The organism is Amycolatopsis xylanica, from assembly GCF_900107045.1.
In the GTDB taxonomy this organism is placed as follows: Bacteria; Actinomycetota; Actinomycetes; order Mycobacteriales; family Pseudonocardiaceae; genus Amycolatopsis; species Amycolatopsis xylanica.
On sequence record NZ_FNON01000015.1, the window covers coordinates 48,729 to 63,147 of the forward strand.

A 14,419-nucleotide genomic window follows, 5' to 3' on the forward strand; every position below is an offset into this window, starting at 1 on the left:
ACTGACTGATACGTCAATGCTGCATTCGGCGGTAGTCCACTCAGCGGGAGATACCCTCGGATCATGTACGCGATCACCATCCGTGAACCTGGTGGCCCTGAAGTACTCGAGTGGACCGAGGTCGAAGATCCGGTCCCCGGCCCCGGCGAGGTGCTCGTCGACGTGGCCGCGACCGCGGTCAACCGCGCCGACCTGTTGCAGCGCCAAGGCCTCTATCCCCCACCGCCCGGCGTGACCGACACGCTCGGCCTCGAATGCTCCGGCACGATCGCCGAACTCGGCGAAGGCGTCGAAGGCTGGCAGGTCGGCAATGAGGTCTGCGCGCTGCTCGCGGGCGGCGGTTACGCCGAAAAAGTCGCCGTTCCCGCAGGTCAGCTGCTTCCGGTGCCCGCGGAGGTCGAGCTGCTCACCGCGGGCGGGCTGCCCGAGGTGGCCTGCACGGTCTGGGCGAACGTGGTCATGCACGGCAAGCTCGGCAAGGGCGACGTGCTGCTCGTGCACGGCGGCGCCGGCGGCATCGGCACGCACGCGATCCAGGTCGGCAAGGCGCTCGGCGCCACGGTCGCGGTGACCGCGGGCTCGCCGGAACGCCTCGAACGCTGCCGCCAGCTCGGCGCCGACATCACGATCAACTACCGCGAGCAGGACTTCGTCGCCGAGCTCAAGAAGGTCACCGATGGTGCCGACGTCATCCTCGACAACATGGGCGCTTCGTATCTGGATCGCAATATCGACGCGCTCGCGATGAACGGCCGCCTGGTCGTCATCGGCTTCCAGGGCGGGGTGAAGGCCGAGCTCAACATCGGCAAGCTGCTCGGCAAGCGCGGGAGCGTGTTCGCCGCTGGCCTGCGCGGCCGCCCGCTCGAGGAGAAGGCCGCCATCGTCTCCGACGTGCGCGCCCACCTCTGGCCACTGCTCGAGAACGGCTCGGTCAAGCCGATCGTCGGCCAGGTGGTCCCGCTGGCGGAGGCGTCGAAGGCGCACGAGGCGCTGGCGGAGGGCTCGGTGTTCGGGAAGGTGATCTTGGCGGCGAAGAGCTAGCGCAGCTCATCGAGGACGCGGACGAGCTGGTTCACCTCGAAGGTGTTCGAGTAGTGGGCCAGCCCGATCCGCACCGCGCCGCCCACCTCGCCGACGCCGAGCGAGGCGAACACGCCGTTAGTGCCGTCGTCGGCGAACGCGCACAGCCCCTGCTTCGCCAGGTACTCGGCGACCTCGGGCGCCTTCTTGTTCGCCACGGTGAACGCCAACGCCGGGATCCGGCGCATCGCGTCGCCGATGACCATCACGTGGCGTAACGCCCGCAGTTCCGTGGACAGCTGCGCGGCGAGCCCCGCGTGGTACGACTTCGCCGAGCCGAGCGAGGTCACCAGCCGCTCGCGGCGTGACCCGGCCGCGGCGTCGTCGAGCCCGGCGAGGTAGTCGACCGAGGCGACCAGCCCGGCCAGCAGCGGGTACGCGTGCGGCCCGAGCTCCAGCCTGGCCGGCCCGCGCGCGTTGGCGTCGAGCGAGACCGACGGCAGGCGTTCGAGCAGCTCAGGGTCGCGGAAGACGAGCGCGCCGACCGACGGGCCGCCCCAGGCCTGCGCCGAGACGACCATCACGTCGGCGCCGAGCGCCTGCAGGTCGAGCGGCACGAACGGGGCCGCGTAGGTCGCGTCGACGACCACCAGCGCGCCGACGCGCTTGGCGAACTCGATCACCGTCGGCACATCCGGCCTGGTGCCGACCGAGCCGGACGCCAGCGTCACGGCGACGGCCTTCGTACGGGCCGAAACGAGGCTCTCGTACTGCCACGCGGGCAGCTCGCAGGTCTCGATGTCGATCTCGCCCCAGCGGACGACGGCGCCGACGCGCTTCGCGGCACGCTGCCACGGCGCGAGGTTGGCCTCCTCGTCGAGCCGGGAGACGACCACCTCGTCGCCGATGGTCCAGCGCTCGGCCATGGCCTCGACCAGGCGGCGCAGCATCACGGGCGCGCTGGATCCGAGCACGACTCCGGCCGGATCGGCCCCGACCAGGTCGGCGACCGCCCGGCGAGCCGCCGTGACGATGCTCTCGGCGCGCTGAGAGGCTGGAAACGCCCCGCCAGGGCCGGACACCGGTGCGCGCATCGCCGTCGAGACGGCCGATGCGACCTGTTCCGGTACCAGCATTCCGGCAGCGCCGTCGAAGTGAATCCAGCCGTCACCCAGCGCGGGAAACAACCCACGGATACGAGCGACGTCGAACGCCATGGTGGACACCGTACGGATGCTTGCAAGTGCGATGTGTTCGGGGTTGGCCTGGCAGACACCGGATGCGCCGGTGACCGCTACCCTCGGGCACATGACCGAGCCGAATTCCTCGCACCCCGAATCCGCACCCCACGTGGTGGTCGTCGGCCCGGACGGCACCCCGGTCGACACCGGCGAGCACGATCAGCGCGACGCCGAGGCCGTCGGCGAGCTCATCGAAGAGCCCGCGAAGGTCATGCGGATCGGCACGATGATCAAGCAGCTGCTCGAAGAGGTCAGGGCGGCTCCGCTCGACGACGCGAGCCGCAACCGCGTCCGCGAGATCCACCAGACGTCCATCCGCGAGCTGGAGAAGGCGCTGGCCCCGGAGCTGCAGGACGAGCTGGAGCGGCTCGTCTCGCCGTTCACCGACGACTCGACCCCGTCGGACGCCGAGCTCCGGATCGCGCAGGCCCAGCTCGTCGGCTGGCTCGAAGGCCTGGTGCACGGCATCCAGACCGCGTTGTTCGCCCAGCAGATGGCGGCCCGCGTGCAGCTGGAGCAGATGCGCCGCGGCCTTCCGCCTGGCGCGTCGGCCGGCGCGGGCGCCGAACAGGGCCTCTCCGGAAGCGGGCAATACCTTTAGCGGTTACGCGGGGATCTAAACTCGCCGGAATCCCCCTGCGAGAGGACCCCACACCGTGCGACAGCTTCCACTCGACGCCCGTATCCGCCGTGCGCTCGCCGACCGGCTCAAACGGGCCGTGGCGGACGCGGTGAAGCCGCTGCTCGCCGAGCAGACCGAGCGGCTGGAGCACCAGGTCGCCGAGGCGCGCGCGGAGGCCCAGCGCGCCTACGACCGGGTCATCGAGTTCGAAATCCGCTCGCGCCGCGACCTCGTGTACGCCGCCGACCAGCGTGCCGCGCGCGAAGCCGCCGAATTCGTCATCGAGCACATGCCGAGCGCGCCGCGGTTCAGCGAGCGCCTCGGCGTGCTCGGGCACGGACTGAAACTGGCTCCCGAAGACGGCATGGCGCTCGAATTCGGCGTGTTCACCGGAACGAGCCTCAAGCTGATCGCCGAAACCCGCCAGACCGGCGGCGTCTACGGTTTCGATTCGTTCAAGGGCCTGCCCGAGCAGTGGGGCGTCGACTTCGCGCCGGGGCACTTCGCGGTCGACGAACTGCCGGACGTGCCCGGCGCCGAACTCGTGGTCGGCTGGTTCGACGAGACGCTGCCGGGATTCCTCGACGAGCACCAGGGTCATGTCGGCCTCTTGCACGTCGACTGCGACCTCTACAGCTCCACCAAGACCGTGCTGGAGCTCGTCGGCCCGCGCCTGCGTCCGGGTTCCATCGTCGTATTCGACGAGTTCTTCAACTATCCGGCCTGGAAGGACGGGGAATACCGGGCCTGGATCGAGTACGTCGAGAAAACCGGCATTTCGTTCGAATACGTCGGGTATTCCTACGTCGACGAGCAGGTCGTCGTACGAATCGGCGAAGCAGATTAGGGCTTGTGCCGGAACGCGCAGCGATGGGGCAGGGCAAGCACACCGAGTCACGTAGGTACCCTCGTATCTCGTGCACGCCACCAGCACGGTTCACGACACCAGTGACCACACGGAGACAGCCGTGACCTCGGCGCCGATCGAGTCAGACCGCCGGTCGTTCGCGCGGACGTTCACCGACCTCAAGACCGGGTTCGCCAATCACGAGTTATGGGCGCACCTCGGCTGGCAGGACATCAAGCAGCGCTACCGCCGCTCGGTGATCGGCCCGTTCTGGATCACCATCGCGACCGGTGTGATGGCGCTCGGGCTCGGCATCCTGTACTCCGCGCTGTTCCACATGAAGATCGAGACGTTCCTGCCGTACATCACGACGGGTTTCATCGTCTGGAACTTCATCCTCGCCTGCATCACCGAAGGCGCGGAGACGTTCATCGCGAACGAGGGCATGATCAAGCAGATGCCCGCGCCGCTCACGGTGTACGTGCTGCGCACGGTGTGGCGTCAGGTGCTGATGCTGGCGCACAACCTGATCATCTACGTGATCGTCCTGCTGGTGTCCATCGGGACGCTGGGCAGCCCGTATCACATGAGCGAGGACAACTCCGGCCCGCTGCACCCCGGTCTCGGCTTCGGGATGCTGATGGTGATCCCCGGGTTCATCCTGCTGGTGACCAGCGGCGTCTGGGTCTCGCTCCTGTTCGGCATCATCTCGACCCGCTTCCGCGACATCCCCCAGGTGATCAACAGCCTGGTGCAGCTGGTGTTCTACATGACCCCGATCGTCTGGTCGCCCGACGTGCTCGGCGAGCGCGGCCGCAGCATCGGTCACACGGCGATCCAGTTCAATCCGCTGTATCACTACGTGCAGGTCGTCCGGGGGCCGCTGCTCGGCCAGCAGGTCGACTGGTGGAGCTGGGTGATCGTCATCGGGCTCACCGCGCTCGGCTGGGGTATCGCGCTCTTGGCGATGAAAAACTACCGTTCCCGCGTCTCGTATTGGGTGTGACAGCTAGTGGTCAGCATTGACGTCTGGAACGCATCGGTCGACTTCCCGATCTTCGACGCCAAGACGCGGTCGATGAAGAAGCAGGTGCTGGGCAAGGTCGGCGGCAAGATCGGCTCCGACACCAAGGTCCCCATCATCGAGGCGCTGCACGACATCACCGTGTCGCTCAAGGAAGGCGACCGCGTCGGCCTGGTCGGCCACAACGGCGCGGGCAAGTCCACGCTGCTGCGGCTGCTGTCGGGCATCTACGAGCCCACCCGCGGCTCGGCGAAGATCGTCGGCAAGATCGCGCCGGTCTTCGACCTCGGCATCGGCATGGACCCGGAGATCTCCGGCCTCGAGAACATCATCATCCGAGGCCTCTTCCTCGGCATGACCGCCAAGCAGATGGAAAAGCGCGTCGACGACATCGCGGAGTTCACCGAGCTCGGCGACTACCTCCAGATGCCGCTGCGCACGTACTCGACGGGTATGCGCGTCCGACTGGCGCTGGGCGTCGTGACCTCGATCGACCCCGAGATCCTCATCCTCGACGAAGGCATCGGCGCCGTCGACGCGGCGTTCCTCGCCAAGGCCAAGGACCGCCTCAAGGACCTGGTGAAGCGCTCCGGCATCCTGGTCTTCGCCAGCCACTCCGACGAGTTCCTCTTCGAGCTGTGCGACTCGGCCATCTGGATGGACGAGGGTCACCTGAAGCAGCGCGGCACCCTGCGCGACGTGCTGACCCAGTACAAGGGCCGCGACCCGTTCGAGCACATGAGCCCCGAGAACCGGGAACGCTTCGCGGTGGCCACGAACGGCGGCGAATGACCATGAGCGACCACCCGCTGCCCCCCGGCGCGGTCGTCGGCGTGGTCGTCACCCGCCACCGCCGTGACCTGCTGGCCGACTCGCTCAAGATCATCGCGGCCCAAACCCGCCAGGTCGACCACCTCATCGTGGTCGACAACGGCCCCGACCAGTCCGCCCGCGACGTGGTCGAGAGCTACCCGCTCCCCTTCACCTACCTGCCATCGCACCACAACCTCGGCGGCGCGGGCGGCTTCGCACTCGGCATGCTCCACGCACTGTCGATGGGCGCCTCCTGGCTCTGGCTCGCCGACGACGACGGCCGCCCTGCCGACGAGAACGTCCTCCAGATCCTGCTGGACGAGGCCGAAAAGCGGAACCTGGCGGAGATCTCGCCGGTCGTGGCCAACATCGACGCACCGGCCAAGTTGGCCTTCCCGTTGCGCCGCGGTCTCACCTGGAAGCGCTCTTCCGAGGAGCTGGGCCAGGACTTCCTGCCGGGCATCGCGTCGTTGATGAACGGCGCACTGTTCCGCGCGTCCACTTTGGACGTCGTGGGCGTGCCAGACCTGCGCCTGTTCTTCCGCGGCGACGAGGTCGAGCTGCACCGCCGCCTCGTCCGCTCCGGCCTGCCGTTCGGCACATGCCTGCGCACCACGTACCTGCACCCGGACGGCTCGGACGAGTTCAAGCCGATGCTGGGCGGGAAGTTCCACGCGCAGGACCCGGAGAACGAGGTCAAGCGGTACTACACGTATCGCAACCGCGGGTTCCTGATGGCCCAGCCGGGCATGCGCAAGATCGGCGCACTGGAGTACATCCGGTTCGGGCTGTACTTCGTCGGGGTCAAACGCGACCCGAAGGCCTTCCTGCAGTGGCTGAAGCTCGTGCGTCAGGGCCGCAAGGAGAAGTTCTTCCGCTACTGAGGTTCGGAGTGGGCAATGCCGAACATTTGCCTTGCCTTCTCCTGGAACAGCAGATCGTGGTGCACCTCGTAAAACCGGTCCAGCTCGTGGATGTCCACGGTCTTGGCCCAGGTGCCGACATCGATCTGGGTGAACCCGCGCTTCTGGGCAGCGGATCTCTCCGGACCGACGTAGTAGAGACCGACCATCCCGTGCTGATCGATGTCGATCACCTGGCACCGCAGCCCATCGTGGTCGGCTTCGGGCCTGATTTCGACCAGGCGGGCGCAGTCGATCGTGTGCACCCGCGCCACCCAACCGTTGTGCGTGTCACTCCACGAGAACAAGTCCTGAGCCGGGTTTTCCTCAGTCAGCCGCACGAGTTGGATGTAGCCGTCCTGCGGCGGAGCCTCTGCCTGATATTCCCTGCCGCGAACCGTCGCGAAAATGCCTGAACGCAAACGCTGAGACGTCATCGAAGGTCCTCCCAGCCCAGAGCGGCGCTTCGATAGACACCCACCGCCGTCTTGACGCCTCCGCTGTGGTCGTAGATGGTCGCTGAAGCCGGAATCTGGCTGAAACGCATCCAGTACTCCGGGATTCTCAACTCGCTGTCAGCGGTAAGCCCGATCCCGGTGAACGGCCAGGGATTCAGTTCCTCGCGGATCATGTTCGGATCGATTCCGGCCTCCCGCGCGGCATCGGTCATCGCCGAAGCCGCTGCGCGCACAGCACCTTGGTTCGGCGGGTAACCGAACTCGGGATAGGGCTGCGTCGGTGCTCCCAGCGGCAGCACGAAACGTTCGACATCCACCGCGCGGAATTCCATGGTCTGGACGCTGACCGGATCGGTCCCAAACGGACTGTCCGGGTAGCCGAGTCCGAACGCCCTGACGAAATCGCCGGGCGACACGAGGTGGGTCGTGTCCTGCTGCCGCGAGACGGACCCTCCGACCAGGCGCCAGTCGAACGGGACGGCCTCGACACCTGCGGAGATCTCGGCCCGGAGGTACCGCAGCGCGGAATCCGGCCGAAGGGCCTTGACCATGAGGGTGTCGGCGTCGATACCGGCGAACGTGAGTGACCGGGCCACCAGAGCACGCTCGGCGGCCGTGAGCCGTCCTGAACCGGGAACCTCGTGGCTCACTGGTCACCAGTTTCTTCGGGCCTGGCGAACTCTCGTCGACGCCAGACATCGAGCAGCAGGTCCTGCCATTCTTCGCGGTAGCGTCGCAGTTCCCAGGCCGGAACGAGCTTCGCCCAGGTGCCGCGATCGATCTGGTCGAATCCGGCGGCCTCCGCCTCACCGCCGTTGTGCCCCAGGTAGTACAACGTCGCCATGCCTTCGACTATGGAGGTGACCTGGCACTCGTACCCCGAATACGTGGCCAAACTCTTGACACTGCAAGCCGCCGTGCATTCCGCCAACGGTATTTCGGCTTCCCAGCAGCCCTCGGAGCGGCTGAACCGTGGGTCGCCTGGCGATTCGGCTCCCGGATGAACGAGGAACACCTTGTCGTCGGCCGCGGGCGTGGCATCGTGGAAGGTGATCCCGTCGAATTCCACGAGGACGCCCGACCTCGGGTACTGGCCTCGTCGCTCGTCGTCCTGCCTCTGCCGCCACCACAGACCGAGACTGTCCCGGCGTTCCTCACGTCGTTCTTCGACCATTTCCCTGGGCACATCGGCGTTGAAGGTGAACATGTCGAGCCGCGAAAATACGACGTCGGGAAACTTGTCGGCCTCAGCCCACGTTCTGGCGGCCCACTTTCCGTCGCCACCGATGAAGGTCAGGCTGCACGTTCGCCCGTCGTCACGCCAGAGCTGGAACTCGTGCCCCAGGAACGTGACCGTCGGCACCAGTGTGTACCACTCGGCCAGGTCCTGGATCAGCACGGTGCCGAGCGGTTCCTCGGTCTCGACGTCGCCGACTTCCAGCGAATCGGCGTCTCCCGAAAGCACGGAATAACGAATTCCCTGATACACCGCGAAGTTGCGAGCAGGAACGAACATGTTCAGCCAGCGCCGCCCGCGGTCGCCTTCGCCGCCCATCCGGCGAACAGAAGGTCCTTGTACCGCTCGATGTAGTTGCTGATCTCGTAGATGTTTACCGTCTTCGCCCAGTTACCCGCGTCGGTCTGCACGAAACCGTCCCGCGCCGCCTTGGATTTCTCCTCGCCTACATAGAACAAGCCGACCGAGCCGTCGGCGCCGATGTCGATCACCTGGCATTCGTGTCCCTTGTGCTCGGCGTAGGTGGTCACTTCCGCGACGCTGTCGCAGTGATCCGTCGGAATCGTGGCAAGCCACACCCTGAGCGCGTCGTGCCAGCCGAACAGTTCAGGCGAAGGGTTCTCCGTGGATCGCGAGTACAACGTCACCTTTCCGTCCTGCGGATAGGAGTTCGCCGCGTACTCGACACCGGCGACAGTCACGAAAATGCCGGTCTTGGGACGTTGTCCGATCACCGCAGCCTCTCCCAACCCAGACCTTGACCGCGGAAGATCGCCAACGGAGTCTTGGCGCCCGCCGTGTTGTACTCGAAAATCGTGGCAGCGCTCGGCAACACGCTCAAGCGCTTCCAGCGTTCCGGCACACCGAATTGCGGATCAGCGGTCACCCCGGTTCCCGTATACGGCCATGGCGCGATCTCCATACGGAAGGTGTTCGGATCCAATCCGGCTTCCTGCGCCGCGTCCACCATGCGAAACGCGACCTCACGCACCTCGGCGGAGCCCGTGTACGGACCGCTCTCCGGAGTCGGGGCACCGGGCGCGCCCAGCGGGGTGACGAACTGTGCCGGGTCCACCGCGGAGAACTCGAGCACGTGCAGCACGGGCTGCGACGGCGCGAAGGGGCTTCCGGGGTAGTCGAGCCGGAAGGCGCGGAAGAATTCGATCGGCGTCCTCAAGTTGACAAGATCTTGTTGTCTGGCAACAGTTCCGCCAACCATGCGATAATCGAACGGCGGCTTTTCGCCCCAAGCGCCCGGCGAGATCTCGTTGCTGAGGTACCGTGTGACGGTCGCTGAGGGCAGCACCTTCACCATGACCGTGTCCGGCTCGATGGTGACGAATCCTTGCACTCGCGCTGCCAGGACCTGCTCCTCATCGGTCAGCTGCCCGGCTCCTGGAATCGAGGCGGTCACTGGGCACCACCAGCAGGCTCAGCGAAATTCGCCGTCCGCCAGGCCGGGAAGAGCAGATCACGCCGGTCCTCGGCGTAGTCCTGAAGTTCGCCGACCGGGATGTTCTTGAAGAACTCGTACTTGTTCTCCTCGATGAAGCCGTTGGCGGTGGCCCAGGCGCCGTTCCGGTCTCCGTACTTGGCCCTGGCGAGACCACTGTCCGAAAAGGTCTCGACATAAACTCGATGACCGCGATACTTGGCGGTCGGGTTGACTTCGAAAACCGCGGTGCAGCGATTGACGGGCACTTCACCTACCCAGTGCCTGGCCTCCTCATCCCACTGATAGAGAGCGGGGTTCGGGTTCTCGGCACCCCAATAGTTGAGGTAGACCGTCCGCCGGCCGAGGGGATAGGAAGCCTCGTAGATCACGCCATCGATCACGGCGTACGTGCCGCGCCGATGCAAAGGGGGCTTCGTCACGGGGCCATCCTCCAGATTTGGCGGCCTTCGTCGTAAGTGCCAACCTCGATCTTGTTGCCTGCGGCATCGTATTTGTACATCTTCGCACCGTCGGGGAGAGGCATGTAACCACCAGTGATCTCGCGCTCCGGAATTCCAATGTTTCCGTCTGCGGTGATACCACCACCGGTATATGGCCAATCGTTGTTGGTATTGTGGTATGTCCTCGGATCCAGTCCTTCGGACTCGGCCGCGTTGATCATGTCATTCGACCGGTGCCGAAGAACGTGCGAGTTCTCATGGATGTTCGTTTCGACGTCGACCGGTGCACCCATTGGCGTCGAGAACCGGTCCGGCTGGGTGGCGGGGAACTCGATGACGTGGACCTCACGCATTCCCTGGCTGTAGGGGGTGTTCTTGTAGTCCAGCCGGTTTCCGCGGACCAGCGCGTCCGGGGTGTCCAGGTGCGTCGCATCTTGCACACGAGCAGTGAACCCGCCGATGGTCGTGAATTCGGGCTTGAGCCGCGAACCAGGATTGGCGGAGTCGGGTTCTCCTAGGTATTTGTTGACGACATGCGGCGGGATGACCTTCTGCATCGGCGTGTCCGCCTCGATCGTCACCAACTTCTGCGCACGCGCCACCAGATGACGTTCTTCCTGCGTCAGAGCGCCGGTGCCGGCGACCCGGCCATTTTCGACCGGATCTTCTGCCATCTTGTTCATGGCCTTCTTGAACTTGTGGAAGTCCTCTTTGGAGAAGTTCTGCTCGACGGAGGACATCCAGTGCTCACGGGGCGGCGTCGGCGGGCCGCCCGGTGATCCGTGCGTGCCTCCGGTGCCACCGGGAGGGCCACCGCCACCGGGAGGACCGCCGCCAGGGGGACCACCACCGCCGGGCGGAGAACCGCCCGCACTGCTCGGTGTAGTCGGAGTGCTCTTGCCCGCGCTGGACGGGACGGTCGAGCCTTCCTTGACCGGGGGCGCCTTGACCGACTTGCCCGTCTTGTTCAGCGCGTCGGCCGTGTTGAGCTCATTGGTCTCATAGTGCTGAAGAGCGGCCTTCGTCTTCAACGCCGCGGCGTCGACGGACTTGCTCGTCTTCGCGATCTGCGCCTTGGCGGCGTCGACCGTGCTGTTCAGTGAACCGGTCATCCCCGTGCCGATGACGCCCATGGACTCATGCCCGAAGTTCGCGGCGCCGACCTTCCGCCCGACACCGTCGACCTTGTCTCGGGTACGGCCGATGTGGCCTTCCATCGTGCCCAGCGACTCGGTGTTGAGCCGGTGCCCTTTGCCGCCCGCACTGGTTCCGGTGAAGTGCTGCCCGTCACCGTGGCCGGTGTTCGGCTTCGACCCATGGTGCGACGACGACCCGTCCGACGTGTGGTGCGTGGGGCTGGGGCTGTGCGATCCCGGCGTGGACGTGTGATGCGAGCCGGTCGACGTGTGGTGGCTGCCGCCGGTGCTGCCGTGCTTGGACATCGCTACTCACCCGCCGGCGGGACGTCGTACGGCTTGACCGCGTCGTAGGCGCCCATGGCCAGGCCACCGACGGTCGCGAAGCGGTCCAGGCCCTGCGTGATCTTCTCCATGGCCTGGACCAGCTTGGCGAGGCGGGTGCCCTGGCGAGCGAAACCCGACAGGAGCTTGGTGATCTTGCCCGAGATCTTCGCCGCGGTGGCGGCGGCGCGGGCCGAGGCGACGCCGAGGAAGGCGGCGATCGAGCTGCCGAAGGTGACGACGGCCGAGGCCGCGGCGATCAGCGCGTCGCGGATGAGCTCGGCGATGACGTTGGAGATGAGGCCGAAGACGATGCCGCGCAGGGTGGTCACCAGCATGCCGGAGATGCCCGCGATGGCGGCGGTGCCGTCGAGCGTCTTGCCGAGCGCTTCGAGTTCCTCGGCCATCTGGGTGAGGCTGTCGCGGTACTTGTCCGCGGCGTCGCCCTCCCACTCGGCGACGGCCTTGAGGTCTTCGCGGTGCTCCTGTGCGATCGTCTTCATCTCGACGGCCGCGGATTTGAGCTGGTCGACGTTGGCGTTGATCTCGTCGGGATTGCCGAGCAGTGCGTCGAGCGGCTCACGCAGGAAGCTGATGTGCTCGAGCATCCAGCCGACGCCCGCGTTGAGCACGGCGCCCAGCGGGTCCATGGCGGCGCCGACGGTGTCGACGACCGCGCTCGCGGCGCTGATCGCCACGTTGCACACCTGCATGCCTTCGTTTTCCGAATCGGCGGTGATCGAGTCGACCAGCCCCGAGTAGGTGTCGAAGATGCCCGCTCCGGAAGTCGCGGTGGTCATAGCTGTCTCCCTCAGTCGCGACGCAGGATCGAGCCGCCGCCGAAGTCGTCGTCCTCGTCGTCAGGACGAGGTCGGCGTGGGCGGGCGGGTGGTGGCGGGGTGGGCGGCGCCTGGCGCGGCTGCTCCGGCTCCTCATGCGCGAACAGCTGCCGCTCAGGCGGCTGACCTGCGGGTTCCGGCTCCTCGGGCTCCTCCGGCGGGATGTAGCCGGTGACCATGTGCATGGCCTCCGAGTCGGCTCCCATCGGCTTGAACGCCTCGGCGACGTTCACCGCGGCCGAGCGCTGCGCCTTGCGGGCGAGCTTGAGGATCTCCTCGGCGAGCTTCGAGCCGGACTTGCCCTGCACAGCGGAGTCGGCGAGGTGCAGGTCGGTCAGAGAGCCGTTCGGCGCGACGGTGACGCGGATCGAGCCGTCCTGATTGGCCTCAGATGCGCTGGACGCCTCCAGGTTCTCCTGGAACTCGGCGGCCTTCGCCTGCACGTCGGCGATCTTCGCGTCGAAGTTCGCCAGCCATTCTTCCGGCGTCATCGCCCACCCTCTCGTTCCATCACCCCAGCTCTCACCCTCAGAGCGCAGGAACAAGCTACCGGTTCCCCGCCGCTCGGATCCTTTACGAACGAAAATGCCCCCGCCTCGGGTGAAGGCGGGGGCATCGACGTGGAACTTATTCGCCGATCACCGGCGGCGCGGTTCGCGCGTTGCTGCCGAACACGTCATCGGGGTCGCCCTCGACGAGGTAGGTCGGCCGCTGGTGCTCCTGGTCCTCTTCGCCCTTGCCACCCTGGCCACGGCCCATGCCACCCATCCCGGCAGGCCCACCACGGCCGGCGGCACCCGGACCCCCGAGCCCACGACCGGCCGCGGACTCGGCCGCACCGACCCCACCGGGCCTGGCCGCACCCGAGCTGTTGCCCGCGCCCTGCGCTCCGGCACCGGACGACGAGCCACTACCCGGCCCGAAGCCGCCACCGCGACCGGTCTTCGAGTTGTACTCGTTGTCACCACCAGGGCCGAAGCTGCCGCCACCCATCATGGGCGGTGCCATCGGCATCATGTTCTGGTTCTGGTTCGGATTGGGCCCGGGGTTCGGGTTCTGCGTCGGCGGCACGAACGACGAAGCCGAGGTCGCACCGGCCACCTGCCCGGCCCCGGTCGTCGCGCCAGGTCCGTGCACAGGCGGCGGAGCGCTCGGCGTCGCACCAGGCGTGTAGCTGCTGCCGGTGTTCCCCGAGTTGCCAGTGTTGAAGCCAGAGCTGGAGCTGCTGTCGCCGGACCGCCCGGTGTCCTTGCCCGTGTCCCCGCTGGTGCCGGTCCCCTCACCGAACTTCGGCGGCTCCGCGAACGCGGGCTGCTTCGACGCGGACTGGTACAGCTCGTTGTCGTACTTCGACATGACGCCGGCGGCCTCTTCGTGGGCCGCTTGGCTGTCCTTCTGCTTCTGGATGGACTTGTCGATGTTCTCGCCCATGTTGAACGGGTTCGAGGTCACCCAGTCCTTGAACTCGTCGTTCCAGTTGAACGGGATCGGGTTGGGCATCTGGTTCTTGGCGTTGGACGCCGCCGTGCCCTGGTCGTACAGGGTTTCCGAGGCGAGCTTCGCGTTCTGGGAGTTCGCGTCGGACCACTTGGCGAGGCTCGTGAAATACCCGTGCGCCGAGTCCGCCGATGAGCCTTCCCATTCACCCTTTGAGGCGTTGACCGCTTGGGTCATGGTCTTCGAGAAATCCTCGAAAGCCTTGTGGACCTGGTGATAAGCGGTCGAGACGTTGGACACCTGCTCGACGTCGAGATTGCTGTCGAGAAACGCCTTCAGCTGGGTGTGGTCATTGCCGCGGTAGTTCGCGTCCGACGGCTGGAGACCTTGGACATACTGGACGTCATGGCCGGTGGTCGCCGCCCTTTCGTTGGCGTCACCTACTGCCTGAGACTGCTTCCTCGCGGCAGCGTTGGCCTTGATCTGCGCGATGATGTCGAACATCCAGCTGTCTTCGGCGACACCCTCGGCCGCCTTCCGCTGCAAGTAGGCGTCGCGCTCGGCAGGCGCCATGTCGGCGACTTCCTGCTGGGTCTTCTCCGGCGTCCGTTGCGTGGTCATCT

General features: G+C 66.4%; 17 protein-coding genes. 6 read left to right on the top strand and 11 right to left on the bottom strand.

The window, feature by feature from the left end:
• The first annotated feature begins 63 nt into the window (after nucleotides 1–63).
• Complete coding sequence (locus BLV57_RS40750) at nucleotides 64–1,041, top strand: NAD(P)H-quinone oxidoreductase (protein ID WP_091299623.1); 978 nt, start codon at nucleotides 64–66, stop codon at nucleotides 1,039–1,041.
• Here the strand turns inward: BLV57_RS40750 and BLV57_RS40755 are convergent.
• Nucleotides 1,038–2,237 (bottom strand): cysteine desulfurase-like protein, encoded by a 1,200-nt coding sequence (locus tag BLV57_RS40755; protein WP_091299626.1) that lies wholly within the window; start codon nucleotides 2,235–2,237, stop codon nucleotides 1,038–1,040. The genes BLV57_RS40750 and BLV57_RS40755 overlap by 4 nt on opposite strands.
• Before the next feature lie 91 nt (nucleotides 2,238–2,328).
• On the opposite strand from BLV57_RS40755, the gene BLV57_RS40760 reads away from it, so the two are divergent.
• From BLV57_RS40760 to glfT1, 5 genes are all read left to right on the top strand, one after another.
• Complete coding sequence (locus BLV57_RS40760) at nucleotides 2,329–2,862, top strand: bacterial proteasome activator family protein (RefSeq protein ID WP_091299629.1); 534 nt, start codon at nucleotides 2,329–2,331, stop codon at nucleotides 2,860–2,862.
• Between the two features lie 55 nt (nucleotides 2,863–2,917).
• The gene (locus BLV57_RS40765) at nucleotides 2,918–3,730 is read left to right on the top strand and encodes a class I SAM-dependent methyltransferase (protein ID WP_091299632.1); all 813 of its coding nucleotides are present in this window, start codon (nucleotides 2,918–2,920) and stop codon (nucleotides 3,728–3,730) included.
• Nucleotides 3,731–3,800: 70 nt separating this feature from the next.
• On the top strand, nucleotides 3,801–4,736 hold the full coding sequence (gene wzm, locus BLV57_RS40770) for a galactan export ABC transporter permease subunit Wzm/RfbD (RefSeq protein ID WP_091299636.1): 936 nt from the start codon (nucleotides 3,801–3,803) through the stop codon (nucleotides 4,734–4,736).
• 6 nt (nucleotides 4,737–4,742) lie between these two features.
• Nucleotides 4,743–5,546, top strand: coding sequence for a galactan export ABC transporter ATP-binding subunit Wzt/RfbE (wzt, locus tag BLV57_RS40775; protein ID WP_091299639.1), 804 nt, complete (start codon nucleotides 4,743–4,745; stop codon nucleotides 5,544–5,546).
• Between the two features lie 2 nt (nucleotides 5,547–5,548).
• Nucleotides 5,549–6,451 carry a galactofuranosyltransferase GlfT1 gene (gene glfT1 / locus BLV57_RS40780; RefSeq protein ID WP_176969033.1) on the top strand — a complete coding sequence of 301 codons (903 nt, stop codon included), beginning with the start codon at nucleotides 5,549–5,551 and terminating at the stop codon, nucleotides 6,449–6,451.
• On the opposite strand, the gene BLV57_RS40785 is transcribed toward glfT1, so the two are convergent.
• The 10 genes from BLV57_RS40785 to BLV57_RS40830 form a co-directional block, all read right to left on the bottom strand.
• Nucleotides 6,445–6,906, bottom strand: coding sequence for a hypothetical protein (locus BLV57_RS40785; protein WP_091299643.1), 462 nt, complete (start codon nucleotides 6,904–6,906; stop codon nucleotides 6,445–6,447). The genes glfT1 and BLV57_RS40785 overlap by 7 nt on opposite strands.
• Nucleotides 6,903–7,577 (bottom strand): hypothetical protein, encoded by a 675-nt coding sequence (locus BLV57_RS40790; RefSeq protein ID WP_091299646.1) that lies wholly within the window; start codon nucleotides 7,575–7,577, stop codon nucleotides 6,903–6,905. Before BLV57_RS40790 ends, BLV57_RS40785 begins: the two co-directional genes overlap by 4 nt.
• On the bottom strand, nucleotides 7,574–8,482 hold the full coding sequence (locus BLV57_RS40795; protein ID WP_091299649.1) for a hypothetical protein: 909 nt from the start codon (nucleotides 8,480–8,482) through the stop codon (nucleotides 7,574–7,576). Before BLV57_RS40795 ends, BLV57_RS40790 begins: the two co-directional genes overlap by 4 nt.
• Nucleotides 8,446–8,898 (bottom strand): hypothetical protein, encoded by a 453-nt coding sequence (locus BLV57_RS40800; RefSeq protein WP_091299652.1) that lies wholly within the window; start codon nucleotides 8,896–8,898, stop codon nucleotides 8,446–8,448. Before BLV57_RS40800 ends, BLV57_RS40795 begins: the two co-directional genes overlap by 37 nt.
• A complete protein-coding gene (locus BLV57_RS40805) occupies nucleotides 8,895–9,578 on the bottom strand; it encodes a hypothetical protein (protein ID WP_143047291.1) in 684 nt (227 codons plus the stop codon). Before BLV57_RS40805 ends, BLV57_RS40800 begins: the two co-directional genes overlap by 4 nt.
• On the bottom strand, nucleotides 9,575–10,039 hold the full coding sequence (locus BLV57_RS40810; RefSeq protein WP_091299658.1) for a hypothetical protein: 465 nt from the start codon (nucleotides 10,037–10,039) through the stop codon (nucleotides 9,575–9,577). Before BLV57_RS40810 ends, BLV57_RS40805 begins: the two co-directional genes overlap by 4 nt.
• The gene (locus BLV57_RS43560; protein ID WP_176969034.1) at nucleotides 10,036–11,502 is read right to left on the bottom strand and encodes a hypothetical protein; all 1,467 of its coding nucleotides are present in this window, start codon (nucleotides 11,500–11,502) and stop codon (nucleotides 10,036–10,038) included. Before BLV57_RS43560 ends, BLV57_RS40810 begins: the two co-directional genes overlap by 4 nt.
• 2 nt (nucleotides 11,503–11,504) lie before the next feature.
• Complete coding sequence (locus BLV57_RS40820) at nucleotides 11,505–12,320, bottom strand: WXG100 family type VII secretion target (RefSeq protein WP_091299661.1); 816 nt, start codon at nucleotides 12,318–12,320, stop codon at nucleotides 11,505–11,507.
• 11 nt (nucleotides 12,321–12,331) lie between these two features.
• On the bottom strand, nucleotides 12,332–12,850 hold the full coding sequence (locus tag BLV57_RS40825) for a YbaB/EbfC family nucleoid-associated protein (protein WP_091299664.1): 519 nt from the start codon (nucleotides 12,848–12,850) through the stop codon (nucleotides 12,332–12,334).
• 136 nt (nucleotides 12,851–12,986) lie between these two features.
• Nucleotides 12,987–14,417, bottom strand: coding sequence for a hypothetical protein (locus tag BLV57_RS40830; protein ID WP_091299665.1), 1,431 nt, complete (start codon nucleotides 14,415–14,417; stop codon nucleotides 12,987–12,989).
• Between the last annotated feature and the right edge of the window lie 2 nt (nucleotides 14,418–14,419).